This window comes from Pseudomonas sp. R25(2017) (assembly GCF_002112565.1).
Taxonomy (GTDB): domain Bacteria; phylum Pseudomonadota; class Gammaproteobacteria; order Pseudomonadales; family Pseudomonadaceae; genus Aquipseudomonas; species Aquipseudomonas ekonensis.
Window position 1 is genome coordinate 137,063 of record NZ_NEHZ01000003.1, and the last position, 26,945, is coordinate 164,007.

21 protein-coding genes are annotated in these 26,945 nt (G+C 63.9%); 10 read left to right on the plus strand and 11 right to left on the minus strand.

Annotated elements, in window-relative coordinates; all coding sequences use genetic code 11:
* The first annotated feature begins 242 nt into the window (after positions 1-242).
* Together CAG31_RS05075 and CAG31_RS05080 are read left to right on the plus strand one after the other, a co-directional pair.
* Positions 243-1,826, plus strand: coding sequence for a peptide chain release factor 3 (locus tag CAG31_RS05075; RefSeq protein WP_085578509.1), 1,584 nt, complete (start codon positions 243-245; stop codon positions 1,824-1,826).
* 331 nt (positions 1,827-2,157) lie between these two features.
* Positions 2,158-2,418 (plus strand): hypothetical protein, encoded by a 261-nt coding sequence (locus CAG31_RS05080; RefSeq protein ID WP_085578512.1) that lies wholly within the window; start codon positions 2,158-2,160, stop codon positions 2,416-2,418.
* Between the two features lie 119 nt (positions 2,419-2,537).
* Here CAG31_RS05080 and CAG31_RS05085 read toward each other — a convergent pair whose 3' ends face one another.
* From CAG31_RS05085 to CAG31_RS05125, 9 genes are all read right to left on the minus strand, one after another.
* On the minus strand, positions 2,538-3,518 hold the full coding sequence (locus CAG31_RS05085; RefSeq protein ID WP_085578514.1) for a peptide ABC transporter ATP-binding protein: 981 nt from the start codon (positions 3,516-3,518) through the stop codon (positions 2,538-2,540).
* Positions 3,518-4,486, minus strand: a complete 969-nt coding sequence (locus tag CAG31_RS05090) for an ABC transporter ATP-binding protein (protein ID WP_085578516.1) — start codon at positions 4,484-4,486, stop codon at positions 3,518-3,520. Before CAG31_RS05090 ends, CAG31_RS05085 begins: the two co-directional genes overlap by 1 nt.
* A gap of 10 nt (positions 4,487-4,496) precedes the next feature.
* Positions 4,497-5,423 carry an ABC transporter permease subunit gene (locus CAG31_RS05095; RefSeq protein WP_085578518.1) on the minus strand — a complete coding sequence of 309 codons (927 nt, stop codon included), beginning with the start codon at positions 5,421-5,423 and terminating at the stop codon, positions 4,497-4,499.
* An 11-nt stretch (positions 5,424-5,434) separates the two neighbouring features.
* A complete protein-coding gene (locus tag CAG31_RS05100) occupies positions 5,435-6,445 on the minus strand; it encodes an ABC transporter permease subunit (RefSeq protein WP_085578520.1) in 1,011 nt (336 codons plus the stop codon).
* Between the two features lie 73 nt (positions 6,446-6,518).
* The gene (locus CAG31_RS05105) at positions 6,519-8,114 is read right to left on the minus strand and encodes an ABC transporter substrate-binding protein (protein WP_085578522.1); all 1,596 of its coding nucleotides are present in this window, start codon (positions 8,112-8,114) and stop codon (positions 6,519-6,521) included.
* 77 nt (positions 8,115-8,191) lie between these two features.
* Complete coding sequence (locus CAG31_RS05110) at positions 8,192-9,610, minus strand: OprD family porin (RefSeq protein ID WP_085578524.1); 1,419 nt, start codon at positions 9,608-9,610, stop codon at positions 8,192-8,194.
* A gap of 177 nt (positions 9,611-9,787) precedes the next feature.
* On the minus strand, positions 9,788-11,386 hold the full coding sequence (locus CAG31_RS05115; protein WP_085578526.1) for an ABC transporter substrate-binding protein: 1,599 nt from the start codon (positions 11,384-11,386) through the stop codon (positions 9,788-9,790).
* A gap of 301 nt (positions 11,387-11,687) precedes the next feature.
* Positions 11,688-13,313: an ABC transporter substrate-binding protein gene (locus CAG31_RS05120; protein ID WP_085578528.1), complete on the minus strand. Its 1,626-nt coding sequence runs from the start codon at positions 13,311-13,313 to the stop codon at positions 11,688-11,690.
* Positions 13,314-13,920: 607 nt separating this feature from the next.
* Complete coding sequence (locus CAG31_RS05125) at positions 13,921-14,637, minus strand: SIMPL domain-containing protein (protein WP_085578530.1); 717 nt, start codon at positions 14,635-14,637, stop codon at positions 13,921-13,923.
* 236 nt (positions 14,638-14,873) lie between these two features.
* Here CAG31_RS05125 and CAG31_RS05130 point away from each other — a divergent pair, with 236 nt between their 5' ends.
* The 4 genes from CAG31_RS05130 to CAG31_RS05145 all read left to right on the plus strand — a co-directional run bounded on the left by CAG31_RS05130 (position 14,874) and on the right by CAG31_RS05145 (position 19,407).
* Positions 14,874-16,133, plus strand: coding sequence for an ATP-binding protein (locus tag CAG31_RS05130; RefSeq protein ID WP_085578533.1), 1,260 nt, complete (start codon positions 14,874-14,876; stop codon positions 16,131-16,133).
* Entirely contained in the window at positions 16,130-16,693 is a 564-nt protein-coding gene (locus CAG31_RS05135; protein ID WP_085578535.1) for a response regulator transcription factor, read from the plus strand. The genes CAG31_RS05130 and CAG31_RS05135 overlap by 4 nt, the downstream gene beginning before the upstream one ends.
* Positions 16,694-16,789: 96 nt before the next feature.
* The gene (locus CAG31_RS05140; protein WP_085578537.1) at positions 16,790-18,517 is read left to right on the plus strand and encodes an ABC transporter ATP-binding protein/permease; all 1,728 of its coding nucleotides are present in this window, start codon (positions 16,790-16,792) and stop codon (positions 18,515-18,517) included.
* 140 nt (positions 18,518-18,657) lie between these two features.
* The gene (locus tag CAG31_RS05145) at positions 18,658-19,407 is read left to right on the plus strand and encodes a FadR/GntR family transcriptional regulator (protein WP_085578890.1); all 750 of its coding nucleotides are present in this window, start codon (positions 18,658-18,660) and stop codon (positions 19,405-19,407) included.
* Between the two features lie 248 nt (positions 19,408-19,655).
* On the opposite strand, the gene CAG31_RS05150 is transcribed toward CAG31_RS05145, so the two are convergent.
* Entirely contained in the window at positions 19,656-19,847 is a 192-nt protein-coding gene (locus CAG31_RS05150; RefSeq protein WP_085578539.1) for a hypothetical protein, read from the minus strand.
* A gap of 11 nt (positions 19,848-19,858) precedes the next feature.
* Positions 19,859-21,163, minus strand: a complete 1,305-nt coding sequence (locus CAG31_RS05155; RefSeq protein ID WP_085578541.1) for a phospholipase — start codon at positions 21,161-21,163, stop codon at positions 19,859-19,861.
* 234 nt (positions 21,164-21,397) lie between these two features.
* On the opposite strand from CAG31_RS05155, the gene kdgD reads away from it, so the two are divergent.
* From kdgD to garD, 4 genes are all read left to right on the plus strand, one after another.
* Positions 21,398-22,309: a 5-dehydro-4-deoxyglucarate dehydratase gene (kdgD, locus tag CAG31_RS05160; RefSeq protein ID WP_085578543.1), complete on the plus strand. Its 912-nt coding sequence runs from the start codon at positions 21,398-21,400 to the stop codon at positions 22,307-22,309.
* Positions 22,310-22,371: 62 nt separating this feature from the next.
* Positions 22,372-23,811 (plus strand): aldehyde dehydrogenase family protein, encoded by a 1,440-nt coding sequence (locus tag CAG31_RS05165; protein ID WP_085578546.1) that lies wholly within the window; start codon positions 22,372-22,374, stop codon positions 23,809-23,811.
* A gap of 100 nt (positions 23,812-23,911) precedes the next feature.
* Complete coding sequence (locus tag CAG31_RS05170; RefSeq protein ID WP_085578548.1) at positions 23,912-25,276, plus strand: MFS transporter; 1,365 nt, start codon at positions 23,912-23,914, stop codon at positions 25,274-25,276.
* An 11-nt stretch (positions 25,277-25,287) separates the two neighbouring features.
* The gene (gene garD / locus CAG31_RS05175; protein ID WP_085578550.1) at positions 25,288-26,841 is read left to right on the plus strand and encodes a galactarate dehydratase; all 1,554 of its coding nucleotides are present in this window, start codon (positions 25,288-25,290) and stop codon (positions 26,839-26,841) included.
* Positions 26,842-26,945: the final 104 nt, after the last annotated feature.

The following is a 26,945-nucleotide window of genomic DNA, read 5'->3' on the forward strand; positions in this document are numbered from 1 at the left end:
GCTGTTTTCCGGCACGCCTAGACGTGCCGCAAGCGAGCCATGAGCGCGGCCCCGCAGGGCCGACTTGCCGGATTCTCAGGCCCTCGCGAGAGGGCGTGACAGGGGAGTGGACGTGCGCGCGCTTTGAAAGGTTCCCCGGCGAGACAGCATTTGGCCATTTCGGATGCGCTCAACGGTTCGGATATTGAAGCGAGTTGGGCTATAATCGCCGCCCTTTTTGAATCACCGCCAGGCGATTTCCCATGACCAGACAGGCCGCCGAAGTCGCGAAACGCCGCACTTTCGCCATTATTTCCCACCCCGATGCCGGTAAAACCACCATCACCGAAAAGCTCTTGCTGATGGGCAAGGCGATTGCGGTGGCCGGTACGGTGAAGTCCCGCAAATCCGATCGCCATGCGACATCCGACTGGATGGAGATGGAGAAGCAGCGGGGCATTTCCATCACCACGTCGGTCATGCAGTTCCCATACCGCGAACACATGATCAACCTGCTCGACACCCCGGGCCACGAAGACTTCTCCGAAGACACCTACCGCACCCTGACCGCGGTGGACTCGGCGCTGATGGTGCTCGACGGCGGTAAGGGCGTGGAGCCGCGCACCATCGCCCTGATGGACGTCTGCCGTCTGCGCGACACCCCGATCGTCAGCTTCATCAACAAACTCGACCGTGACATCCGCGACCCGATCGAACTGCTCGACGAGATCGAAGCCGTCCTCAAGATCAAGGCCGCGCCGATCACCTGGCCGATCGGCTGCTACCGCGACTTCAAGGGCGTGTACCACCTGGCCGGCGACTACATCATCGTCTACACCCCGGGCCACGGCCACGAGCGCACCGAAACCAAGATCATCGAGAAGCTTGACTCGCCGGAAGCCCGCGCGCACCTGGGCGACGAGTACGATCGTTTCCTGGAGCAGCTCGAACTGGTGCAGGGCGCCTGCCACGAGTTCGACCAGCAGGAATTCCTCGACGGCCAGCTGACCCCGGTGTTCTTCGGTACGGCCCTGGGCAACTTCGGCGTCGACCACGTCCTCGACGCCGTGGTCGACTGGGCGCCGCGCCCGCTGGCCCGGGTCGCCAACGAGCGCACCGTGGAGCCGGTCGAAGAGAAGTTCTCGGGCTTCATCTTCAAGATCCAGGCGAACATGGATCCCAAGCACCGCGACCGCATCGCGTTCATGCGCATCTGCTCGGGCAAGTACGAAAAAGGCATGAAGATGCGCCACGTGCGCACCGGCAAGGACGTGCGCATCGGCGACGCCCTGACGTTCTTCTCCTCCGAGCGCGAGCAACTGGAAGAGGCCTACGCCGGCGACATCATCGGCCTGCACAACCACGGCACCATCCAGATCGGCGACACCTTCAGCGAAGGTGAAGCGCTGGGCTTCACCGGCATCCCGCACTTCGCCCCGGAACTGTTCCGCCGCGTGCGCCTGCGCGATCCGCTGAAATCCAAGCAGCTGCGCCAAGGTCTGCAGCAACTGGCCGAAGAAGGCGCGACCCAGGTGTTCTTCCCGGAGCGCACCAACGACATCATCCTCGGCGCCGTGGGTGTGCTGCAGTTCGATGTGGTCGCCAGCCGCCTGAAAGAGGAATACAAGGTCGAGTGCTCCTACGAGCCGATCACCGTGTACTCCGCGCGCTGGATCGATTGCAGCGACAAGAAGAAGCTGGAGGAATTCTCCAACAAGGCGGTGGAAAACCTGGCCATAGACGGCGGCGGTCACCTGACCTACCTCGCCCCGACCCGGGTCAACCTGGCGCTGATGGAAGAGCGCTGGCCAGACGTGAAATTCCGCGCTACCCGTGAGCACCACTAAGCGCTGAGCGATGCACCCGAAACCCCGTTGCGAAAGCAGCGGGGTTTTTTGTTGCCTGCCGGTTCCCTGTGGTAGCGAGCCTGCTCGCGATAACGGTATGTCAGGCGCCCCTTGAGCGACGGGATGACCGCCATCGCGAGCAGGCTCGCTCGCACATGCGCGGGGATAAGAGCCATTTGGCATAACGCTTATTTCAAAGCGGTCTTCGGCATCAGGGCAATTTAGCCGGGGCCGTCAGCGTCCCATATGGAGAACCCGGCTGACCGGAACTAGATTTCACAGAGCGCCAGTCCGGCACTGTTGTTTCACCTGAAAAGGGATGGAATCGGCTATGAAGAGCAGGTTGCTACGCGTATTGCTGCTGTTGAAAGTGATGGTGATGCTGTCCCTCGGCACGGCGACGGCCTGGGCCGAATGCGAGGATCACGATACCCAGGCGTTCAGCGGGCAGGTGGGGCACAGCGGCCTGATGCTGGCCAAGTCCGAATCCGAACCGGGTGACCAGGGCCAGGGCGGTAGTGCCGATGACGATGACTCGACCACCGACGAGCCGGACACCGATGATCCGGATGACGGTGACAGCCAGACGTAGGTCGCCGGCAAAAGAAAACCCCTTCTCCCCCGACTGATGCGCAATCGGGGGAAGAGGGGTTTGTTGAACGCTTGATCCCCTGAGGGAGCGGGCCGGCCCGCTCCCTCAGTTCGTTTGGCTCAGGCCGCGCCGTCGAGGAACTGTTCGGCGTAGTGGCAGGCCACCTGCCGGGTGTCGAGCTGGCGCAGTTCCGGCACTTCGCTGCTGCAGCGCTCGGTGGCGTACGGGCAACGCTTGTGGAACGCGCAGCCGGGCGGCGGGTTCAGCGGGTTGGGCAGTTCGCCGGCGATCTTGATCTTCGGCTTGTCCGGATCCGGATGGATGGCCGGGGTTGCCGACAGCAGCGCCTGGGTGTACGGGTGCAGGGGACGGGTGTAGATGTCCTCTTTCGGGCCCATCTCCACCGGACGGCCGAGGTACATCACCAGCACCTGGTCGGCGACGTGGCGCACCACCGCCAGGTTGTGGGAGATGAACACGTAGGCGGTGTTGAATTCCTGCTGCAGGTCCATGAACAGGTTCAGCACCTGGGCCTGGATCGACACGTCCAGCGCCGACGTCGGTTCGTCCGCCACCAGCACCTTCGGTTGCAGCATCATCGCCCGGGCGAGGGCGATCCGCTGGCGCTGGCCGCCGGAGAACATGTGCGGATAGCGCTGGTAGTGCTCGGGGCGCAGGCCGACCTGTTTCATCATCGCCTGGACTTTCTCGCGACGTTCGGTGGCCGACAGGTTGGTGTTGATCAGCAGCGGCTCGGCCAGCTGGTCGCCGATCTTCTGGCGCGGGTTCAGCGACGCGTAGGGGCTCTGGAACACCATCTGCACGTCTTTGCGCAGTTGCTTGCGCTGGGCCTTGTCGGCGCCGGCGACTTCTTGGCCGGCGATCTTCAGGGAACCGGACGACGGCTCCTCGATCAGGGTCAGGGCCCGGGCCAGGGTGGATTTGCCGCAGCCCGACTCGCCCACCACGGCGAGGGTCTTGCCGGCCTCCAGCTCGAACGACACGCCGTTGAGGGCGCGCACGGTCGCATGGCCCTTGAACAGGCCGCGGGAGACCTCGTAGTGACGGGTCAGGTCACGGGCGGTAAGTACGACGGCCATTACGCCACCTCCTGGTTCAGCGGGTAGAAGCAGCGGGCGAGGCTGTGGGTTTTCGGGTCAAGGGCAGGGCGCTGCGCGCGGCAGCTCTCTTGCACGTAAGGGCAGCGCGGCGACAGCAGGCAGCCCTGCGGACGGTCGTAGCGGCCCGGCACGATGCCCGGCAGGGTCGCCAGGCGCTCGGCGCCCAGGCTGTGCTCCGGGATCGCCTTGAGCAGCGCTTCGCTGTACGGGTGCGCCGGGATGTCGAACAGCTGCGGCACCTGGCCGACCTCCACCGCTTGCCCGGCGTACATCACGCACACGCGCTGGGCGGTTTCGGCCACGACGGCGAGGTCGTGGGTGATCAGCACCAGGCCCATGTTCTGCTCTTTCTGCAAGGCCAGCAGCAGGTCCATGATCTGCGCCTGGATCGTCACGTCCAGCGCGGTGGTCGGTTCGTCGGCGATCAGCAGCTTGGGTTCGCCGGCGATCGCCATGGCGATGGCCACCCGCTGGCTCATGCCGCCGGACAGCTGGTGCGGGTAGGCGTCCATGCGGCTGGCGGCGGCCGGGATCTCGACCTTTTCCAGCAGTTCGATGGCGCGCTTGCGGGCGGCCTTGCCGGACATCTTCAGGTGCAGGCGCAGCACCTCCTCGATCTGGAAGCCGACGGTGTAGCTCGGGTTGAGCGCGGTCATCGGATCCTGGAAGACCATCGACAGGTCCTTGCCGACGATCTGCCGGCGCTGGCGGTTGCTCAGCTTGAGCATGTCCTTGCCGTCGAAGCTCAGGGCGTCGGCGGTGACGATCCCCGGGTGCTCGATCAGGCCCATCAGCGCCATCATGGTCACGGACTTGCCGGAACCGGACTCGCCGACGATGGCCAGCACTTCGCCCTTGTCCACTTTCAGGTCCAGGCCGTCGACCACCGGGGTGGCGTTCTTGTCGCCGAAACGGACGTTGAGATTCTTGATTTCTAACAGTGACATGGGAATCTCCTCAGGCGGCGTTCTTGAGTTTCGGGTCCAGCGCGTCGCGCAGGCCGTCGCCCATCAAGTTGATTGCCAGCACGCTGAGCAAAATGGTCAAGCCAGGCAGACTCACTACCCACCAGGCGCGTTCGATGTAGTCGCGGGCCGAAGCCAGCATGGTGCCCCACTCAGGGGTCGGCGGCTGTACGCCCAGGCCCAGGAAGCCCAGGGCGGCGGCGTCGAGGATCGCCGAGGAGAAGCTCAGGGTCGCCTGGACGATCAGCGGTGCCATGCAGTTGGGCAGCACGGTGATGAACATCAGGCGCGGCAGGCCGGCGCCGGCCAGGCGCGCGGCGGTCACGTAGTCGCGGTTCAGCTCGCCCATCACGGCGGCGCGGGTCAGGCGCACGTAGGACGGCAGGGACACCACGGCGATGGCGATCACGGTGTTGATCAGGCCTGGGCCGAGGATGGCGACGATGGCCACGGCCAGCAGCAGCGACGGCAGGGCCAACATGATGTCCATCAGGCGCATGATGGTCGGGCCGAGGATCTTGGGGAAGAAACCGGCCAGCAGCCCCATGAGGATGCCCGGGATCAGCGACATCACCACCGAGGACAGGCCGATCAGCAGCGACAGGCGCGAGCCCTGGATCAGGCGCGAGAGCAGGTCGCGGCCCAGCTCGTCGGTGCCGAGCAGGAATTGCCATTGCCCGCCTTCGAGCCAGACCGGCGGGGTCAGCAGGAAGTCGCGGTACTGTTCGCTCGGGTTGTGCGGCGCCACCCACGGGGCAAAGATCGCGCAGAACACGATCAGGGCGAAGAACATCAGGCCGGCGACCGCGCCCTTGTTCTTGGCGAACGCTTGCCAGAATTCCTTGTAGGGCGACGGGTACAGCAGGCTTTGGTCCACGGCGGAAGCGGCGGTGGCGACTGAGGAAGTTTGAGTGCTCATGGGTATTGACCTCAGCGCTGGTGACGGATGCGTGGGTTGGCGAAGCCGTAGAGGATGTCCACCACGAAGTTGACCAGAATCACAATGCAGGCAATCAGCAGGATGCCGTTCTGCACGACCGGGTAGTCCCGGGCGCCGATGGCTTCGATCAGCCATTTGCCGATGCCGGGCCAGGAGAAGATCGTCTCGGTCAGCACGGCGCCGGCCAGCAGGGTGCCGACTTGCAGGCCGACCACGGTCAGCACCGGGATCAGCGCGTTGCGCAGGCCGTGGACGAACACCACGCGCGCCGGCGACAGGCCCTTGGCCTTGGCGGTGCGGATGTAGTCTTCGCGCAGCACTTCGAGCATCGACGAACGGGTCATCCGGGCGATCACCGCCAGCGGAATGGTGCCCAGCACGATGGCGGGCAGGATCAGGTGATGCAGGTAGTCGAGCAGGGCGCCCGGTTCATCGCTGAGCCAGGTGTCGATCAGCATGAAGTGGGTCTTGCGCTCCACGTCGATCAGCAGGTCGTTCTGGCCGGAGACCGGTGTCCAGCCCAGGCTGACCGAGAAGAACATGATGAGGATCAGGCCCCACCAGAAGATGGGCATCGAGTAGCCCGTCAGGGAGATGCCCATCACGCCGTGGTCGAACAGGGAGCCTCGCTTGAGCGCGGCGATCACGCCGGCCAGCAGGCCGAAGACGCCGGCGAAGAGCAGGGCCGCCATCGACAGTTCGAAGGTGGCCGGAAACAGCTGCGTGAACTCGGTCCAGACGCTTTCCCGGGTGCGCAGGGATTCACCGAGATCGCCGTGGGCGAGCTTCCCGACGTAGTCCAGGTACTGGACGTACAGCGGCTTGTTCAGACCGAGGCGTTCCATTGCCTGAGCGTGCATTTCGGGGTCGACCCGACGTTCGCCCATCATCACTTCCACGGGGTCGCCGGGAATCATGCGGATCAACGCGAACGTCAGTAAGGTGATGCCGAAAAACGTGGGGATCAGCAATCCCAGTCGGCGGGCAATAAAACTAAACATCTTGTGTGGTACCTCATCAGCCGGTTAGGCGTGCCCGGCGACCCTGGGTTCAGGGAGGCCGGGAGTCTCTTATCTACTTCACCTGGGTGGTGGCGAAGTTATTGGTGGTCAGAGGGCTGATGTAGTAGCCCTCTACGTTGTTGCGCATCGCCGTGAACATCCGGGTGTGGGCCATGCTGATCCAGGGTTGGTCCTGGTTGAACAGCACCTGGGCCTGTTCGTACAGCTTGGCCCGTTCGGCCGGATCTACTTTAGCCCGTGCTTCGTCCAACAGCGCCTGGAATTTTTCGTTGCACCAGCGCGAGTAGTTTTCGCCGTTCTTGGCGGCCTCGCAACTGAGCATAGGCGTCAGGAAGTTGTCCGGGTCGCCGTTGTCGCCCGCCCATCCGGCTGAGACCATGTCGTGCTCGCCGCTTTTGGCGCGTTTGAGCATTTCGCCCCATTCCATCACGCGGATGTCGATCTTGAGGCCGATCTTGGCAAGGTCGGCCTGCATCATCTGCGCGCCGAGCATCGGGTTCGGGTTGGTCGGGCCGCCGCCGTTGCGGGTGAACAGGGTGAACACGGTGCCTTCCGGCACGCCGGCTTCCTTGAGCAGGGCGCGGGCCTTGTCGAGGTCGCGGGGCGGGTTCTTCAGTTCATGGTTGTAGCCCAGCAGGGTCGACGGGTAAGGGTTGACCGCCACGGTCGCGTTGCCCTTGCCGAACAGCGCATCGACATAGGCTTCCTTGTCGAAGGCGATGTCGATCGCTTTGCGCACCCGCACGTCGCTCATGTATTTGTGCTGGGTGTTCAAGGCGATGTACGACACGGTCATCGCATCCAGTTCGGAGACTTTCAGCTTGTCGTCCTTCTTGATGCTTGGAATGTCATCGGGCTTGGGATACAGCGCGACCTGGCATTCGTTGGCCTTGAGCTTCTGCAGGCGCACGTTGTTGTCGGTGGTGACGGCCAGGATCAGGGCATCGGCCGGCGGCTTGCCGCGGAAGTAGTCCGGGTTGGCCTTGAACCGCACCTGCGCGTCCTTGTTGTAGCGCTGGAAGACGAACGGGCCGGTGCCGATCGGTTTGCTGTTCAGGTCGCCGGTCTTGCCGGACTTGAGCAGCTGGTCGGCGTATTCGGCCGGGTAGATCGAGGCGAACGCCATGGCCAGGTCGGCCAGGAACGGCGCTTCGCGGCGGGTCAGGGTGAACTTGACCGTGTTGTCGTCGACTTTCTCGACGTTCTTGAGCAGTTCTTTGAAGCCCATGCTTTCAAAGTACGGGAAGCCCACGCTCGACAGTTTGTGCCACGGGTGGTTCGGGTCCAGCTGACGCTGGAAGCTCCAGAGCACGTCGTCGGCGTTCATGTCGCGGGTCGGCTTGAAGTATTCGGTGGTGTGGAACTTGACGCCTTTGCGCAGGTGGAACGTGTAGGTCAGGCCGTCCTCGCTGATGTCCCAGGATTCGGCCAGGGCAGGCACCACCTCGGTGGTGCCCGGCTTGAAGTCCGCCAGCCGGTTGAAGACGGTCTCGGCCCCCGCATCCGCGGTGACTGCAGTCGTGTACTGAACCACATCGAAGCCTTCCGGACTGGCTTCGGTGCAGACCACCAAGGGTTTGGCCGACACGCCGACAGCGACGCTCAGCAACGCGGCCGCGACGGCCGCACGTAGGGGAAGCATTTTCATCAAGAACCCTCTGCAATCGGTTGAAGACAAAAAGCCGGACGGCCGACCCTTCATGAGTCAGCCGTCGGCGTGCGGTTTTACAGGATGTTGAACGGAACGGTGGTCACCAGGCGGAACTCGTTGATGCTGCCGTCCAGTTGGTTGTCGCTGGCGCGGTGGGCGGTGTAGGTCGCGCGGACGGTGGTCGCCTTCAGCGGGCCGCTCTGCACGGCGTAGGTACCGCCGATGCCGTATTCGTAGTGGGTCTCGCCGTTCATGGCCAGAACGCTGTCGTAGGCGCCGCCCTTGTAGTGGGTGCCGTCGATGCCCCAGCCGCGGGCGCTGTAGATGTTGAACTTCAGGCCCGGTACGCCGTACTCCGCCATGTTCAGGCCGTAGGCGACCTGGAACGATTTTTCGTTCGGACCGTTGAAGTCCGAGAGCAGGGAGTTGGCCAGGTAGATGCCGTTGGTTTCGTGCAGGTAGTCGAAGTACTCGTTGCCGTTCACTTGCTGGTAGGAGAACGTCAGGCTGTGGGCCTGGTGAGTCAGCCCCAGGGACAGGGAGTAGGTGTCGTTGTCGATCTCGCCCAGCTTGGCTTTGCCTTCGTCCACGGTCTTGTAGTAGTTCAGGCCGGTGGTCAGGGCCAGGAGGGAGCTGTCGCCCAGCTCGTGGGTGGCGCCGAAGTAGTACTGCTTCCAGATGTCTTCAGCCTGGGTCGCCCAGAGGCTGGTCTTCAGGCTGGCGAATGGCTGGTAGGACACGCCCAGGGTGTTGACGTGATCGATCTCGACCAGGGTATCGGCGTATTCGGTGCGGAACTTGCTCAGGCTCTGTTCGCTACGCGGCGATACGCGGTCGAAGGTCGCGGCGTCGAACGTCAGGTTGTTCAGTTCTTCGCTGTGGATCGACACGCCCTGGAAGCTGGAAGGCAGCGGACGGTTGCCGATGACATCGACCTGCGGGCTGCTGAAGTTCTGGCGACCGGCGGTCAGGGTCGTGTTGGAGATGCGTGCCTTGACGTTGGCCAGGCCCAGCTTGCTCCACTGGCCTTCGGCGTCGCCGCCGTTCTTGGTCAGGGTACGGTTGTTGCCGCGGCCGCCGACGCCCGGGATCGGAGCGCCGCCGTTGGCGGAGGCGAGATCCTTGCGGTCACGTTCCAGGGCAATGGCGTTGTAGGCGGCGAGTTCGGTGCTGAAGCCCACGGTGCCTTCGGTGAAGCCGGAGTTGTACTTGACGATGGTGCCTTGGACCCAGTTGATACGGCGGTCGGTCTCTTGCAGCGCGCCGTCCTTGTTGTAGCGGAATTTCGCCCCGCGCTTGAGTTGCTCGTTGGCGTACCAGTTGCGGGTCGTGCCGCTGATCGACTGGCCTTCGAGGAAGCCGGTGGCTTCGGCCTGGGCGCTCTTCTCGTTGACGGTCACCGGGGTGAACGCCTGGCTCTGGGTTTCCGCATAAGCCGTGGCGGTGATGCTGCTGATGGCCAAGGCCAGTATCGCGGTGCTGCTCAGTTTCATGGGTGAAGCTCCTTTACTTTCTTTTTATGCCGGCCTTTTTGGTTTGGCCGGTTATTGGTTTAGAACTCATTCACACATCGCAAACGTTTGCAGAAAGCCTGAACGGCGAATTTCGGCAAAACGCTTGCGTGAGGGGGTAGACGGCCCCCCCAGCGTTGCGGCTATTCGGTTTTGTGTTTAATCGATGCTGACACCCGAGAACACGTTGCGGCCGAAGGGGCTGACCTTGAATCCTTCGACTTTGGCGCTCAACGGCTGGTTGACCGTCGAGTGGGCGACAGGTGTGATCGGCACTTGCTGCTTGAGCAACTGCTGGGCCTGTTTGTAGAGCACGGTGCGCTGGTCGCGGTCGGTGACGACCTTGGCTTCCTTGATCAGCTTGTCGTAGGCCGGATCGCACCACATGGAGTAGTTGTTGCCGCCGATGGCGTCGCAGCTGTACAGCGTGCCGAGCCAGTTGTCGGGGTCGCCGTTGTCGCCGGTCCAGCCGATCAGGCTGATGTCGTGCTCGCCGTTCTTGGTGCGCTTGATGTACTCGCCCCATTCGTAGCTGACGATCTTGACCTTCAGGCCGATCTTCGCCCAGTCGGCCTGGAGCATCTCGGCCATCAGCTTGGCGTTGGGGTTGTAGGGGCGCTGCACGGGCATCGCCCACAGGGTGATCTCGGTGCCTTCCTTGACGCCGGCGGCCTTGAGCAGTGCCTTGGCCTTTTCCGGGTCGTAGGCGGCGTCCTTGATCGAATCGTCGTAGGACCACTGGGTCGGCGGCATGGCGTTGACCGCCAGTTGGCCGGCGCCCTGGTACACGGCGTTGAGGATCGCCGGCTTGTTCACTGCCATGTCCAGCGCCTGGCGCACTTCGAGCTGGTCGAACGGCTTGTGGCGGGTGTTGTAGGCGATGTAGCCGAGGTTGAAGCCCGGCTTGGTGATCAGTTGCAGCTTGGGATCGTTCTTCAGCGCTTCGACGTCGGCCGGGCGCGGATGCAGGGTGACCTGGCACTCGTTGGCCTTGAGCTTCTGCACCCGCACCGAGGCATCGGTGTTGATCGCGAAGATCAGGTTGTCGAGCTTGACCCGGCTCGGATCCCAGTAGTGCTTGTTGCCGGTGTAGCGGATGTTCGAGTCTTTCTGGTAGCTCTTGAACACGTACGGCCCGGTGCCGACCGGCTTCTGGTTGATGTCGCTCGGCTTGCCTTCGGCCAGCAGCTTGTCGGCGTACTCGGCGGACAGGATGGCGGCGAAGCTCATGGCGATGTTCTGGATGAACGCGGCGTCGACGGTGTTGAGTGTCATGACCACGGTCAGCGGCCCGGTCTTCTCGACCTTGGCGATGTTCTTGTTCAGGCTCATCCCGTTGAAGTACGGGAATTCTGTCGGATAAGCCTTACGGAAAGGCTGCTGCGGATCGAGCATGCGGTTGAAGGTGAACAGCACGTCGTCGGCGTTGAAATTGCGGGTGGGCTTGAAGTACGGCGTTGTATGAAATTTCACGCCTTCACGCAGGTGGAAGGTGTATTTCAGGCCATCTTCGGAGATTTCCCAACGGGTCGCCAGGCCAGGTACGACGTTGGTCGCGCCTTTCTCGAATTCGGCGAGGCGGTTGTACAGCGGCTCGGCGGCGTCGTTGTCGGTGGCCGTCGTGTACTGCGCGGTGTCGAAGCCGGCCGGGCTGCCTTCGGAGCAGAACACCAGGCTGTTGCCGGCGGCGAGGCTGGCGGATGAGGCGGCCAACAGGCCGGCGCCCAGCAATGCGGAAAAAACCAAGGAATGGCGCATGACGCTCCCTCTTATTGTCGTGTGTTCCGATGCGCGCGATCCCGTCCGGGGATCTGGCGGCCGCATCGGGCTCAAACCAGTACGGGCAACAAACCGATGGCCCGCGCGATCACTGGTCAGCACCCGACGGTAGGGGCCGTGGGGCTGGCAGTAAATGCGCTGAGTCCTAAAGACTCGTAGGAAAAGGCAACGCGTCCTAAACCACTATGGTCAGACCCAGTGGAAACGGATGTAGGCAAATTCCTGGCTTCTCGGCAGAAAAAAGCAGCGGCGACGCTGAATACGTCGCCGCTGCCGTTTCTTACTTGCTGACGCTGACGCCGTAGAAGGAGTTCAAGCCGAATGGGCTGATCTTGAAGTCCTGCACGTTGGCGCGCATGGGTTGATACACCGTCGAGTGAGCGATAGGTGTCATTGGCACAGCATCTTTGAGGACGTGTTGCGCCTGTTTGTACAGTTCGGTGCGCTTGGCCTGGTCGGTGGTGCGCTTGGCTTCCTTCACGAGGCCGTCAAACTTCTTGTCGCACCATTTGGAGAAGTTGTTGCCGCTGAGCGAGTCGCAGCCGAACAGCACGTTCAGCCAGTTGTCGGGGTCACCGTTGTCGCCGCTCCAGCCGATGATCATCGCCTGGTTCTCGCCGCCCTTGGAGCGCTTGATGTACTCGCCCCACTCGTAGCTGACGATCTTCACGTTCAGGCCGATCTTCTTCCAGTCGGACTGGAGCATTTCGGCCATCAGCTTGGCGTTCGGGTTGTACGGACGCTGTACCGGCATCGCCCACAGGACGATCTCGGTGCCTTCCTTGACGCCGGCTTCCTTGAGCAGCTCCTTGGCTTTCTCTGGATCGTACTTGGCGTCCTTGATGGTGGTGTCGTAGGACCACTGGGTCGGCGGCATGGCGTTGACGGCCAGTTGACCGGCGCCCTGGTAAACGGAGTCGATGATCTGCGGCTTGTTGACCGCCATGTCCAGCGCCTGACGGACCTTGAGGTTGGCCAGCGGGTTCGCGTCGTTGCTGCCCTTGACCTTGTCCATCACGTTGTAGGCGATGTAGCCCAGGTTGAAGCCGGCCTGGTCAGGCATCTTCAACGCCGGATCGGCCTTCAGCGCGGCCAGGTCGGCCGGACGTGGGAAGAGGGTGATCTGGCACTCGTTCTTCTTCAACTTCTGGATGCGCACCGACGGGTCGGTGGTGATGGCGAAGATCAGGTTGTCGATCTTCACGTCATCCGGTTTCCAGTAGTCCTTGTTGCCGGTGTAGCGGATGTTCGAGTCTTTCTGGTAGCTCTTGAACACGAACGGGCCGGTGCCGACCGGTTTCTGGTTGATGTCGGCGGCCTTGCCTTCCTTGAGCAGCTGGGCGGCGTATTCGCCGGACTGGATCGAGGCGAAGCTCATCGCCAGGTTCTGGATGAACGCGGCGTCCACTTCCTTGAGGGTGAACTTGACGGTGTGGTCGTCGACTTTCTCGACCTTGGTGATGTTGGTGTCCATCCCCATGTCGGTGAAGTACGGGAATTCGGTCGGATACGCCTTACGGAAAGGGTCGTCCTTGTTGATCATGCGGTTGAAGGTGAACAGCACGTCGTCCGCGTTGAACTCACGAGTCGGCTTGAAATACGGGGTGGTGTGGAACTTGACGCCTTCACGCAGGTGGAAGGTGTAGGTCAGGCCGTCGTCGGAAATGTCCCATTTGGTCGCCAGGCCAGGAATCACGGCGGTGCCGCCGCGCTCGAACTGGGTCAGGCGGTTGAACATGGTCTCGGCCGAGGCGTCGAAGTCGGTTCCGGTGGTGTATTGGCCTGGGTCGAAACCGGCCGGGCTGCCTTCGGAGCAGAACACCAGGTTAGTCGCAGCGGAAGCGAAAGGTGCGGAGGCAAGCATGCCTGCGCCGACTAAAAACGGAATGACCGCGTGTTTAAGCATGTTGGCCTCATGATTTGTTGTCATTTTTTGATATTGAGGTACGACCTCGTGAGTCGTGCCTGCGGATACTTATGCAGGCCCCATACCCAATGCAAGATGCAGAGCGACGGCAGGCGTCAAACGGTGGCACGAACGTACCTTAATGTCGCATTGGTGTAAGTTTTGACGCATTTGACCGTTTGCGGGTGGTTTTTACGGTGCACGGGGCGCTCTAAAACGGTGCATTGGCGGGTGCAGCCGCTCCGCAATGGGGCCGGGTGTTACCTATTTATACCGGCGGTTTGCGGGACGCTTCGGGGCAGGCCGGCGCGTATCGGACGCAAGGCGTCTGGATCGCAGGGAAGGGCGGAGTTTCACCAGGTGCAACTGGTGCTTCTTTTGGTAGCGCCGGGTTTCTGTGGTGTATGGGTCATTGGGCGCCCTGTCGGACGCCATCGCCAGCAGGCTGGCTCCCACGGGAACTTGTGCGCGATGCAGATCATGTGGGAGCCAGCCTGCTGGCGATGGCGTCAGTGAAGACACTGCCGACCGTGCGCATTGGCGCGGTCGGCAGGCACAAAAAAACCGGCGGTCGCTGCCGATCGCCGGTTTCCGTTCACGGATCAGATCACTGCATCAGCACTTCAATCGACCCGTCCGCCGTCATGCCGACCTGGCTGGTGCCGGCTTCGACTTCCGGGGTCACCGGCGCTGCGTCCATGCCGGCCGCCTTCATCATCATCGGCGCGCGCAGGTACGGCTGCGGGTAGCCGTTGCTGTTGAGGTTCAGGTTGACGATCTTGTAGCCCTTGCCGCCCAGTGCATCGGTGGCCAGTTGGGCGCGGGCCTTGAACGCGCTCACGGCTTCCTTGAGCAGCTTGTCTTCGCTGGCCTTGCGGGTGGCGTCGGCAATGGCGAAGTCCATGCCGCCCATCTTCAGCTCGCCCAGCAGTTCGCCGGTGAGCTTGGACAGGGCGGCGAAGTCGGCGCTTTCCAGGCGCAGTTCGGCGCGCTCGCGCCAGCCGGTGATCTTCTGGCCCTTGGTGTCGTAGATCGGGTAGCTGTTGCGGCTGCCCTGGCGCAGGGTGACGTCCTTGACCTGCTTGGCCTGGGCCAGCGCCTTGTTCATGGTGGTGCTGACGTCGGCGGCGAGCTTGGCCGGGTCGGTGTTCTGCTCTTCGGTGTAGAGGGTCACGATCATCAGGTCGCGGGCCACTTCCTGGCTGACTTCGGCGCGCAGGGAAATCTGGTTGTAGTGCAGCTCGTCGGCGGCCAGGGCCGGAAGGCTGGCGACGCTGCCGACGGTCAGGGCGAGAAGGGCGGCGCTGCGGCGGAATGTGTGCATGAAGGCTCCTTGATGGGGGCGCAGGCGTTGGTTCGGGGGCCTGCGTGAAACCATCAGACTCTAGCCCTGTCGGCGCGGTTCGCCCAGTTACAACTTCTATACAGATGGCCCGCTCCACTTGCCCTAGATCAATTTCCCGTTTGCGCCATGTGGTCGTTTGCCGCACTTTCGACTCTCAGGCGCGCCGCTTCGGTATACTCCGTGCGATCCGCCTGGAGCGCTCATCAGGAGAGCTCATGCTCGCCCCCGTACAACTGACTTCCGCCACCCGCCAGAACCTCTGGCGCCTGACGTTCATCCGCATTCTGGTGCTCGCCGCCCAGGCCGGCTCCGTGGGCCTGGCCTACTGGCTGCAACTGTTGCCGTTGCCGTGGGTGCAACTGGTGATGACCCTGGGCTGTTCGATTCTGCTGTGCACGTTCACCGCCGTGCGCCTGCGCACCTCGTGGCCGGTCACCGAGCTTGAGTATGCGCTGCAGCTGGCCTGCGACCTGTTTATCCACAGCGCCTTGCTGTATTTCTCCGGCGGTTCGACCAACCCGTTCGTGTCCTATTACCTGGTGCCGTTGACCATCGCGGCGGTGACGCTGCCATGGCGCTACTCGGTGATCCTGTCCGGCATCGCCCTGGCCCTGTACACCTTGATGCTGACCCATTTCTATCCGCTGGAGACCCTGCCGGTCGCCCGGGAGAACCTGCAGATCTACGGCATGTGGCTGAGCTTCGCCCTGGCCGCCGCCGTCATCACGTTCTTTGCCGCGCGGATGGCCGAAGAGCTGCGCCGCCAGGAAGAACTGCGCGCGATCCGCCGCGAAGAAGGCCTGCGCGATCAGCAGCTGCTGGCCGTCGCGACCCAGGCGGCCGGCGCGGCCCATGAGCTGGGCACGCCGCTGGCGACCATGAGCGTGCTGCTCAACGAGATGCAGCAGGACCATCACGACCCGATGCTTCAGGACGACCTGAAAGTGCTCAAGGATCAGGTCAAGCTGTGCAAGGAGACCCTGCAGCAACTGGTGCGCGCCGCCGAGGCCAACCGGCGGATGGCGGTGCAGATGCAGGACGTCACCGACTGGCTGGACGAAGCCCTGAACCGCTGGCACCTGATGCGCCCCGAAGCCAGCTACCGTTTCCAGCGCCTGGGCCAGGGCACGCTGCCGCGCATCGCGCCGCCGCCGGACCTGACCCAGGCGCTGCTGAACCTGCTCAACAACGCCGCCGACGCCTGTCCGGAAAACCTTCAGGTGACCCTGGACTGGACCGCCGAAGACCTGACCATCAGTATCCGCGACCACGGCGCCGGCGTGCCGCTGGCCATCGCCGAGCAGATCGGCAAACCGTTTTTTACCACCAAGGGCAAGGGCTTCGGCCTGGGCCTGTTCTTGAGCAAGGCCAGCGTGACCCGCGCCGGCGGCTCCGTGAAACTCTATAGTCATGAGGAAGGCGGCACGCTCACCGAGCTGCGCTTGCCCCACGGCGCCCGAGGAGACCAACTATGAGTGACGAAGAAATCCAAACCGAAGGCGAAGAGCTGCCGCATCTGCTGCTGGTCGACGACGACGCGACCTTCACCCGGGTGATGGCCCGCGCCATGGCCCGCCGCGGCTTTCGCGTCAGCACCGCCGGCTCCGCCGAAGAGGGCCTGGCCCTCGCCCAGCAGGACCTGCCGGACTACGCCGCGCTGGACCTGAAGATGGACGGCGACTCCGGTCTGGTGCTGCTGCCCAAGCTGCTGGAGCTGGATCCGGAGATGCGCGTGGTGATCCTCACCGGCTACTCGAGCATCGCCACGGCGGTCGAGGCGATCAAACGCGGCGCCTGCAACTACCTGTGCAAACCGGCGGACGCCGATGACGTGCTGGCGGCGCTGCTGTCCGAACACGCCGACCTCGACAGCCTGGTGCCGGAAAACCCGATGTCGGTGGATCGCCTGCAATGGGAGCACATCCAGCGCGTGCTGACCGAGCACGAAGGCAACATCTCCGCCACCGCCCGCGCCCTGGGCATGCACCGCCGCACCTTGCAGCGCAAGCTGCAGAAGCGCCCGGTCCGTCGCTGAACCTGCGCTGAACGGCCATCGCCGCCGCTCGCGATGAAACGCACCGATCTACTATGATCGGTGCGTGTCTGTTCTTTTCTCTATCGAGCCTTATCCATGAATCAGAACGCTGAATATTCCGCGGTCAACGATGCCGTGCGCGGGCAGTTTTTCCGCAAAGTGTGGGCGATGACCACGCCTTACTGGCGCAGCGAAGAGAAGGGCAAGGCGTGGACGCTGCTGATCGCCGTGATCGCGCTGTCGCTGTTCAGCGTGGCGATTTCGGTGTGGATCAACAGTTGGTACAAGGATTTCTACAACGCCCTGCAGAAAAAGGATGAGGCGGCGTTCTGGCAGTTGATCCTGTATTTCTGCGGGATTGCCACAGTGGCGATCCTCGGCGCCGTGTATCGGCTGTACCTGACGCAGATGCTGACGATCCGTTGGCGGGCCTGGCTGACCGAAAACCACTTCAAGCGCTGGCTCGGCCACAAGAACTATTACCACTTGGAGCAGGGCGGCTACACCGACAACCCTGACCAACGGATTTCCGAAGACCTCAATACCTTCACCGCCAACACCCTGAGCCTGGGCCTGGGGCTGATCCGCACCGTGGTCAGCCTGGTGTCGTTCTCGATCATTCTGTGGGGCGTGTCCGGCAGCATCGAAGTGTTCGGCGTCGAGATCCCCGGCTACATGTTCTGGTGCGCACTGCTGTACGCCGCCGTCGGCAGTTGGCTGACGCACCTGATCGGCCGTCGCCTGATCGGCCTGAACAACCAACAACAACGCTTCGAGGCCGACCTGCGTTTCTCCATGGTACGGGTGCGCGAGAACGCCGAGAGCATCGCCCTGTACAACGGCGAGCCCAATGAGAACCGTCGGTTGAGCAACCGTTTCGGTCTGGTCTGGCACAATTTCTGGGACATCATGCGGGTGTCCAAGCGCCTGACGTTCTTCACCTCCGGCTACGGCCAGATCGCGATCATCTTCCCGTTCATCGTCGCCGCGCCGCGTTATCTGGCGGGCAAGATCGAGCTGGGTGAGCTGATGCAGATCAACTCGGCCTTCGGCAACGTGCAGGAGAACTTCAGTTGGTTCATCAGCGCGTATGCGGACCTGGCCGCCTGGCGCGCCACCTGTGACCGTCTGCTGAGCTTCCGTCAGGCGATGACCGACAACGAAGAGCGTGCGCCGGCCATCGACGTGCAGAACCAGGGCAGTGAACTGAAAGTGCACAACCTCGGGCTGGACCTGGCCGACGGCCGTCACCTGCTGACCAGCGCCGACATGACGGTCGACGCCGGCGAGCGGGTGATGCTCAGCGGTCGCTCCGGCAGCGGCAAGTCCACCCTGCTGCGGGCGATGGGGCACCTTTGGCCGACGGGGCACGGGAGTATCCGTCTGCCGGCGGCGCGCTATCTGTTCCTGCCGCAGAAACCCTACCTGCCGATCGGCACCCTGCGCGATGCGCTGAGCTATCCGCAACCGGGCGACACCTATGCGCCGGAGCGCTATCAGGAGGTGCTGGACATCTGCCGCCTGCCGCACCTGGCGGCGCGGCTGGACGAGGCCAACCACTGGCAGCGCATGCTTTCGCCGGGCGAGCAGCAACGTCTGGCCTTCGCCCGTGCGCTGCTGTACGCGCCGCAGTGGCTGTATATGGACGAGGCCACGTCGGCGATGGACGAAGAAGACGAAGCGAACCTGTACCAGGCGCTGATCGACCGCTTGCCGGGGCTGAGCATCGTCAGCGTCGGTCACCGCAGCAGCCTCAAGCGTTTCCACCCAAGGCATGTGCGGATCGACAGCGGCCATCTCGTTGAGCAGGCCGTCACCGCCTAGGCAGCGAAGCCCCCGTGGGAGCGGCCGACGCCATCGCCGGGAGGCCGGCTCCCGCAGGGGCAATGCGAGCCAGCAGTGATCGTACAACCCGCTTGCGCTATGATGCCCGCCAAGCCGAACTTCGAGACCAGACGCAGACCATGCAAACCCCGATCGACACCCCGCGCCTTCCGCGCAAGCGCCGCAGCCTGGCCCAGGAACTGGTGACGGTGCTGACCGAGCAGATCCGCGACGGCCTGCTCAAGCGCGGCGACAAGTTGCCCACCGAGTCGGCGATCATGGAGGCCCATGGCGTCAGCCGCACGGTGGTGCGCGAGGCGATTTCCCGCTTGCAGGCCGCAGGCCAGGTGGAGACCCGCCACGGCATCGGCACCTTTGTGCTCGACACGCCGAGCCCGAGCGGCTTTCGCATCGACCCGGCCACGGTGGTCACCTTGCGTGACGTGCTGGCGATCCTGGAGTTTCGCATCAGCCTGGAAGTCGAATCCGCCGGCCTGGCCGCCCAGCGCCGCAATCCCGAGCAACTGGCGGCCATGCGCGCCGCCCTCGATGCCCTGAACGAAAGCGTGGCCCACGCCAGCGATGCGGTGGCCTCGGACTTCCAGTTCCATCTGCAGATCGCACTGGCCACCGGCAACCGCTACTTCACCGACATCATGACCCACCTGGGCACCAGCATCATTCCGCGCACCCGCCTGAACTCCGCGCGCCTGGCCCACGACGATCAGCAGCACTACATGAATCGCCTGAGCCGCGAGCACGAAGAGATCTATGAAGCGATCGCCCGCCAGGACGCCGACGCCGCCCGGGCGGCCATGCGCCTGCACCTGACCAACAGCCGCGAGCGGCTGCGCCAGGCCCACGAGGAGGCGCAGGCGCAGGGCAACTGACGGGGCAGCCCCACCGCCATCGCCAGCAGGCTGGCTCCCACAGTGAAGCTTGGGTGGATGCAGAATCTGTGGTCACTGCAGAACCCTGTGGGAGCAAGCTTGCTTGCGATGACGGCGGCCCATCCGACCTCGATGCGCCAGACAGACCGCCATCGCCAGAGGGCTGGCTCACACAGTTTTGGGTTGCGCACCGACCCCGGTGGGAGCGAGCCTGCTCGCGATAGGCCGGTGCCTTCAGCGCAAAGGCATCAGCCTGCCGGCAGGATCGAACGGTCCACCCGGACCGCCAATGCCCCTTTCACAGGCCCGGTCTCGAACACCGCATCCCCCTGTTTATCCACAACCCCCCGTGCCACCGGCCGTCCATCGGCCAGCAGTTCCAGCGGCGCCCCTTGCATCGATTGGCCCGAAGCCAGTTCCAGTTTCAATCTGATCGTCATCGCAGCGTGCCTCAATTCGTGTTGCCGGTCGGTTGATAGTTCTTGAGCAGCAGGTAAGTGCTCCAGCCCCACCAGTCGTCGACGGTGGCGGTGTCGTTGAGGTTGTTCACGTCCTTGCGCCGCAGCACCTTGCCGTTCTCCAGGCGGAACAGCGGCGAGTAGTTGCTCTTCAGGTCCAGCACCGCCGTCAGGTCGGGGAGCCGTTGCAGCGCGGCGAAACCGGAGGCGGCCGGCACGCTGCCGCTGGCGTAGGCGGCGAAGACCTCGTCCGCCGACGCCTGCACCGCCTGGTTGACCTGCTGACGATTGTCGTTGTCGGCGGCCGCGAAGTAGCGCTTGTCGCCGAAGGCGCGCCATTGCTCGCCGCGGCTGTTGCGCACCTTGAGGCCGAACCGGCTGTCTTCGTCGTGCATGAAGCGGCTGACCAGCGAGCCCAGGTCGCTCGGCGTCACCACGGCGGCCATGGCCTTGCGCGGCACCCGCAGGTGGCCGGCGGAGAACAGGTCGGTGAGGTAATGGTCGGCGAACGCGTTCATTGCGTAGGCCCGTTCCAGCTGTCGTTCATCTTGGCCTGCGTGAGCCGCCGCAGCGGCCTGCAACGCGACGGTGTGCCCGGCGATGTAGGCGGCCTTGGCCCATTCGGCGAAGTGGTCGGCGTTGTTCGCGGCCAGTTTCAGGTAGCGTCCCAGCGGAATCAGCGCCGAAATGAAGCTGCCGCCGCCGGTGATCTTGTTCCACTCTTCCGACAACGTATCTCCCAATGCGTCGTAGGCTTCGTGGGGCGGCTTGCCGTCCTTGATCGCCTGTTTGACCGCGTCGATTTCCTTCTGCATCACCGCCAGGATCTGCGCCGCCTCGGCCCGGGAGGCCGAGGTCACGGCGAGGGTGTCGAACGCGGCGCTGAAGCGCTGCTGACGCTCCGCTGCGCTGGCGCCTTCATTGATCGGCCGATCCGCCACGCCGTAGAAGTCGCCGCCCAGCGAGATCACTTGGCCGTAGGTGAGGGCCAGGCCGTTGGGCAAGTGCAGCGGCACGCTGTGAGCGGGCACCGGTTCGGCGTTTTCCGAGAAGCGCAGCCGGGTGCCGTCGCCGATGGCGGTGTGTTCGGCGCCCTCGAACCTCAGCGGTGGCTTGCCTTTGAGGGCTTTGCCTGCGGCGGCGTGGGACGCTGCGACGTCGCTGTGGGCATCGGCGATGTGCAGCAGCAGGTGCGGCTCGTCAGGGTGGAAGGGGATACCGTGTTCGGTGAACAGGTCGTCGAGACGGGCCACGGTCGGCGTGGGTCTTTCCTGCGGTTTCGGTACGAGTCCGGACATTTCTTTCTCCTTGATATGTCGTCGGTCGGTTCTTATTTAGCTGTATGGATATACAGTTAAAACGAGCCTAGCCGAGAAACCTCCCACGTCAAGAAACGATCTTGTCCGACAAAAAATGCCCCACAGCGATGAAATGCAGTTGACGGTTGTCTTTTAAGTTGTACGATGACCTACAACTTCGGCCAAGGCTGAACAGTCCACTCACAAAAAACGTTGCTACAGGGTGTTCGAACAATGAATCCACAAGAACTGAAGTCCATCCTCTCCGCCGGCCTGCTGTCGTTCCCGGTCACCGATTTCAACGCCCAGGGCGATTTCAACCGCGCGGGCTACATCAAACGCCTGGAATGGCTGGCACCGTATGGCGCTTCGGCCCTGTTCGCCGCCGGCGGCACCGGTGAGTTCTTCTCCCTGGCCGCCAGCGAATACTCGGAAATCATCAAGACCGCCGTCGACACCTGCTCAAGCAGTGTGCCGATCCTGGCCGGCGTCGGCGGCTCGACCCGCCAGGCCATCGAATACGCGCAAGAGGCCGAGCGCCTGGGCGCCAAGGGCTTGCTGCTGCTGCCGCACTACCTGACCGAAGCCAGCCAGGACGGCGTCGCCGCCCATGTCGAGGCCGTGTGCAAATCCGTGAACATCGGCGTGGTGGTCTACAACCGCAACGTCTGCCGCCTGAACGCGCCGCTGCTGGAACGCCTGGCCGAACGCTGCCCGAACCTGATCGGCTACAAGGACGGCCTGGGCGACATCGAACTGATGGTGTCGATCCGCCGCCGCCTCGGCGACCGCTTCAGCTACCTGGGCGGCCTGCCGACCGCCGAAGTCTATGCCGCGGCCTACAAGGCACTGGGCGTGCCGGTCTACTCGTCGGCGGTGTTCAACTTCATCCCCAAGACCGCGATGGACTTCTACCACGCCATCGCCCGTGAGGATCACGCCACCGTCGGCAAGCTCATCGACGATTTCTTCCTGCCGTACCTGGACATCCGCAACCGCAAGGCCGGCTACGCCGTGAGCATCGTCAAGGCCGGCGCCAGGATCGCCGGCTACGACGCAGGTCCTGTGCGCGCGCCGCTGACCGACCTGACCGGCGAAGAGTACGAAATGCTCGCCGCGCTGATCGACAAGCAAGGTGCGCAATAACATCCGCGACTGAATCGGGGCCGCTGAGCGATCAGCGGCCTTTTGCGTGAGGAGAACGACTCGTGACAAAGCGCTACGACAACTACATCAACGGCGAGTGGGTCGCCGGCACCGACTACTCGGTCAACATCAACCCGTCCGAACTGAGCGACGCCATCGGCGACTACGCCAAGGCTGACGTGACCCAGGTCCACGCCGCCATCGACGCGGCCCGCGCCGCGTTCCCGGCCTGGTCGGTCTCGGGCATCCAGGCCCGCCACGATGCGCTGGACAAGGTCGGCAGCGAGATCCTCGCCCGCCGCGAAGAGCTGGGCATCCTGCTGGCCCGGGAAGAGGGCAAGACCCTGCCCGAAGCCATCGGCGAAGTCAGCCGCGCCGGCAATATCTTCAAGTTCTTCGCCGGCGAGTGCCTGCGCCTGTCCGGCGACTATGTGCCGTCGGTGCGTCCGGGCGTCAACGTCGAAGTCACCCGCGAAGCCCTGGGCGTGGTCGGCCTGATCACTCCGTGGAACTTCCCGATCGCCATCCCGGCCTGGAAGATCGCCCCGGCCCTGGCCTACGGCAACTGCGTGGTGCTCAAGCCGGCCGACCTGGTGCCGGGCTGCGCCTGGGCCCTGGCCGAAATCATCTCCCGCGCAGGTTTCCCCGCCGGGGTGTTCAACCTGGTGATGGGCAGCGGCCGCGTCGTCGGCGAAGCGCTGGTCAACAGCCCGAAGGTCGACGGCATCAGCTTCACCGGTTCCGTGGGCGTGGGCCGCCAGATCGCGGTCAACTGCGTGTCGCGCCAGGCCAAGGTGCAACTGGAGATGGGCGGCAAGAACCCGCAGATCATCCTCGACGACGCCGACCTCAAGCAGGCGGTCGAGCTGTCGGTGCAGAGCGCGTTCTACTCCACCGGCCAGCGCTGCACGGCCTCCAGCCGCCTGATCGTCACCGAGGGCATCCACGACAAGTTCGTAGAGGCGATGGCCGAACGCATGAAGTCGATCAAGGTCGGCCATGCGCTGAAGACCGGCACCGACATCGGTCCTGTGGTGTCCCAGGCCCAGCTTGAGCAGGACCTGAAGTACATCGACATCGGCCAGTCCGAAGGGGCTCGGCTGGTCAGCGGCGGCGGCCTGGTGACCTGCGACACCGAGGGCTACTTCCTGGCGCCGACGCTGTTCGCCGACAGCGACGCGTCGATGCGCGTCAGCCGCGAAGAGATCTTCGGCCCGGTGGCCAACATCGTCCGCGTGGCCGACTACGAGGCGGCGCTGGCCATGGCCAACGACACCGAGTTCGGCCTTTCGGCGGGCATCGCCACCACCTCGCTCAAGTACGCCAACCACTTCAAGCGCCACTCCCAGGCCGGGATGGTGATGGTCAACCTGCCGACCGCCGGCGTGGACTACCACGTTCCGTTCGGGGGCCGTAAGGGTTCATCCTATGGCTCACGTGAGCAAGGCCGTTACGCGCAAGAGTTCTACACGGTCGTGAAGACCAGCTACATCGGTTCCTGATACAGGCAATACCGGTGGGAGCCGGCTTGCCGGCTCCCACAAGACAGACCAAAGAAAAGATTCACCCGCGCATAAAAACAATCAGTGGGAGTACATCTGCATGCAATCCTCCAAGCCGACTCACGTCCGCTATCTGATCCTGCTCATGCTGTTTCTGGTGACCACGATCAACTACGCCGACCGGGCCACCATCGCGATCGCCGGCTCCAGCCTGCAAAAGGATCTGGGCATCGACGCGGTCACCCTCGGCTACATCTTCTCCGCGTTCGGCTGGGCCTATGTGGCCGGCCAGATTCCCGGCGGCTGGCTGCTCGACCGCTTCGGCTCGAAAAAGGTCTACGCCCTGAGCATCTTCACCTGGTCGCTGTTCACCGTGCTGCAAGGCTTCGTCGGTGAGTTCGGCCTGTCCACCGCCGTGGTGGCGCTGTTCATGCTGCGCTTTCTGGTGGGGCTGGCCGAGGCGCCGTCGTTCCCCGGCAACGCGCGCATCGTCGCGGCGTGGTTCCCGACGGCCGAGCGCGGCACCGCGTCGGCGATCTTCAACTCGGCGCAGTATTTCGCCACCGTGCTGTTCGCGCCGCTGATGGGCTGGATCGTGTTCACCTTCGGCTGGGAACACGTGTTCATCGTCATGGGTATCCTGGGCATCGCGTTCTCGCTGGTCTGGCTGAAAATCATCCACAGCCCGCGCCAGCACCCGATGGCCAACGAGGCGGAAGTGAAGTTCATCGCCGACAACGGCGGCATGGTCGACATGGACCAGAAGCAGGGCAAGCGGGCCGACGGGCCGAAATGGGACTACATCCGCCAGTTGCTGACCAACCGCATGATGCTGGGCGTGTACCTGGGCCAGTACTGCATCAACGGCATCACCTACTTCTTCCTGACCTGGTTCCCGGTGTACCTGGTGCAGGAACGCGGCATGACCATCCTCAAGGCCGGTTTCATCGCCTCGTTGCCGGCGATCTGCGGCTTCATCGGCGGCGTGCTCGGCGGGGTGATCTCCGACTGGCTGCTGCGCAAGGGCCATTCGCTGACCTTCGCCCGCAAGGCGCCGATCATCGCCGGCCTGCTGGTGTCGAGCAGCATCGTGGCCTGCAACTACGTCGAGGTGGAATGGATGGTGGTCGGCTTCATGGCCCTGGCATTCTTCGGCAAGGGCGTCGGCGCGCTGGGCTGGGCGGTGGTCTCCGACACTTCGCCCAAGCAGATCGCCGGCCTGAGCGGCGGCCTGTTCAACACCTTCGGCAACATCGCCTCGATCACCACGCCGATCGTCATCGGCTACATCATCAGCTCCACCGGCTCGTTCAAGTGGGCGCTGGTGTTCGTCGGCGCCAACGCACTGGTCGCGGTGTTCAGCTACCTGGTGATCGTCGGCCCGATCAAGCGTGTGGTGCTCAAGGAGCCGCCGACCAACGGCGGATCCGAAGCCACCGGCAAATTGTCCCAAGCGCATTCCTGAGGAGCGGCGCCATGCAGTTGATTGAACATTCCGACTCGCCGCGCTACATCCGCCTGCACGAGCGGGACAACGTCGTGGTCGTGGTCAACGACCAGGGCGTGCCGGCCGGCACCGAATTCGCCGAGGGCCTGGTCACGGTGGATTTCGTGCCGCAGAGCCACAAGGTCGCCGTGGAGGACATTCCCGAGGGCGGACAGGTGATCCGTTACGGTCAGATCATCGGCTACGCGTTGCAGCCGATCCCGCGCGGCAGTTGGGTCAAGGAAGATCAACTGCGCATGCCGACCGCGCCACCGCTGGACAGCCTGCCGCTGTCCACCGACGTGCCGGACGCCCAGGCGCCGCTTGAAGGCTATACCTTCGAGGGCTACCGCAACGCCGACGGCACCGTCGGCACGCGCAACATCCTCGGCATCACCACCACGGTGCAGTGCGTCACCGGGGTGCTGGATCACGCGGTCAAGAAGATCAAAGAGGAACTGCTGCCCAAGTACCCCCACGTCGATGACGTGGTGGCGCTGACCCACAGTTATGGTTGCGGCGTGGCCATGACCGCCACGGACGCGTACATCCCGATCCGCACCGTGCGCAACCTGGCGCGCAACCCGAACCTGGGCGGCGAAGCGCTGGTGATCAGCCTGGGCTGCGAGAAACTGCAGGCCGGGCAGGTGATGCACGAGGACGACGCCTCGGTGGACCTCAGCGAGCCATGGCTGTACCGCTTGCAGGATTCCAGCCACGGCTTCACCGAAATGGTCGAGCAGATCATGGAACTGGCCGAGACCCGCCTGAAGAAACTCGACCTGCGCCGCCGGGAAACCGTGCCGGCGTCGGAGCTGATCCTCGGCATGCAGTGCGGCGGCAGCGATGCGTTTTCCGGCATCACCGCCAACCCGGCGCTGGGGTACGCTTCGGACTTGCTGCTGCGGGCCGGGGCGACGGTGATGTTCTCCGAAGTCACCGAAGTGCGCGACGCGATCTACCTGCTCACCTCCCGGGCGCAGACCAAGACCGTCGCCGAGGAACTGGTGCGCGAGATGGACTGGTACGACCGCTACCTGGCCAAGGGCGAGGCGGACCGCAGCGCCAACACCACGCCGGGCAACAAGAAGGGCGGGCTGTCGAACATCGTCGAGAAGTCCCTGGGCTCCATCGTCAAGTCCGGCGGCAGCGCCATCAGCGGCGTGCTCGGCCCCGGCGAGCGGTTCAAGCACAAGGGGCTGATCTTCTGCGCGACCCCGGCCAGCGACTTCGTCTGCGGCACGCTGCAACTGGCGGCGGGGATGAACCTGCATGTGTTCACCACCGGTCGGGGCACGCCTTACGGGCTGGCCATGGCGCCGGTGGTGAAGGTCTCGACCCGCACCGAGCTGGCGCAGCGCTGGCCGGACCTGATCGACATCGACGCCGGGCGGATCGCCACCGGGCGTGCGTCCATCGAGGAGCTGGGCTGGGAGCTGTTCCATTACTACCTGGAGGTGGCGAGCGGCAAGCAGCAGACCTGGGCGGAGAAGCACAAGCTGCACAACGACATCACCCTGTTCAACCCGGCGCCGATCACCTGAGGCCGTGTCATCGTTCATTGCGGGCAGGCCAGCTTCCACCGGGACATGGATGGCGATGCTGGGGGCAGCGGTCCGCTCCTGGCCAGCGGCGCCTGGGCTGGCGT

Excerpts from the sequence above, each read along its gene's own strand:
- CAG31_RS05140 (WP_085578537.1), top strand. The coding sequence starts at position 16,790 with ATGAATCAGAACGCTGAATATTCCGCGGTCAACGATGCCGTGCGCGGG.
- garD (WP_085578550.1), top strand. The coding sequence starts at position 25,288 with ATGCAGTTGATTGAACATTCCGACTCGCCGCGCTACATCCGCCTGCAC.
- CAG31_RS05130 (WP_085578533.1), top strand. The coding sequence starts at position 14,874 with ATGCTCGCCCCCGTACAACTGACTTCCGCCACCCGCCAGAACCTCTGG.
- CAG31_RS05115 (WP_085578526.1), bottom strand. The coding sequence starts at position 11,386 with ATGCGCCATTCCTTGGTTTTTTCCGCATTGCTGGGCGCCGGCCTGTTG.
- CAG31_RS05085 (WP_085578514.1), bottom strand. The coding sequence starts at position 3,518 with ATGGCCGTCGTACTTACCGCCCGTGACCTGACCCGTCACTACGAGGTC.
- CAG31_RS05170 (WP_085578548.1), top strand. The coding sequence starts at position 23,912 with ATGCAATCCTCCAAGCCGACTCACGTCCGCTATCTGATCCTGCTCATG.
- CAG31_RS05125 (WP_085578530.1), bottom strand. The coding sequence starts at position 14,637 with ATGCACACATTCCGCCGCAGCGCCGCCCTTCTCGCCCTGACCGTCGGC.
- kdgD (WP_085578543.1), top strand. The coding sequence starts at position 21,398 with ATGAATCCACAAGAACTGAAGTCCATCCTCTCCGCCGGCCTGCTGTCG.
- CAG31_RS05100 (WP_085578520.1), bottom strand. The coding sequence starts at position 6,445 with ATGTTTAGTTTTATTGCCCGCCGACTGGGATTGCTGATCCCCACGTTT.
- CAG31_RS05105 (WP_085578522.1), bottom strand. The coding sequence starts at position 8,114 with ATGAAAATGCTTCCCCTACGTGCGGCCGTCGCGGCCGCGTTGCTGAGC.
- CAG31_RS05135 (WP_085578535.1), top strand. The coding sequence starts at position 16,130 with ATGAGTGACGAAGAAATCCAAACCGAAGGCGAAGAGCTGCCGCATCTG.
- CAG31_RS05110 (WP_085578524.1), bottom strand. The coding sequence starts at position 9,610 with ATGAAACTGAGCAGCACCGCGATACTGGCCTTGGCCATCAGCAGCATC.
- CAG31_RS05155 (WP_085578541.1), bottom strand. The coding sequence starts at position 21,163 with ATGTCCGGACTCGTACCGAAACCGCAGGAAAGACCCACGCCGACCGTG.
- CAG31_RS05075 (WP_085578509.1), top strand. The coding sequence starts at position 243 with ATGACCAGACAGGCCGCCGAAGTCGCGAAACGCCGCACTTTCGCCATT.
- CAG31_RS05080 (WP_085578512.1), top strand. The coding sequence starts at position 2,158 with ATGAAGAGCAGGTTGCTACGCGTATTGCTGCTGTTGAAAGTGATGGTG.
- CAG31_RS05145 (WP_085578890.1), top strand. The coding sequence starts at position 18,658 with ATGCAAACCCCGATCGACACCCCGCGCCTTCCGCGCAAGCGCCGCAGC.
- CAG31_RS05150 (WP_085578539.1), bottom strand. The coding sequence starts at position 19,847 with ATGACGATCAGATTGAAACTGGAACTGGCTTCGGGCCAATCGATGCAA.
- CAG31_RS05090 (WP_085578516.1), bottom strand. The coding sequence starts at position 4,486 with ATGTCACTGTTAGAAATCAAGAATCTCAACGTCCGTTTCGGCGACAAG.
- CAG31_RS05095 (WP_085578518.1), bottom strand. The coding sequence starts at position 5,423 with ATGAGCACTCAAACTTCCTCAGTCGCCACCGCCGCTTCCGCCGTGGAC.
- CAG31_RS05120 (WP_085578528.1), bottom strand. The coding sequence starts at position 13,313 with ATGCTTAAACACGCGGTCATTCCGTTTTTAGTCGGCGCAGGCATGCTT.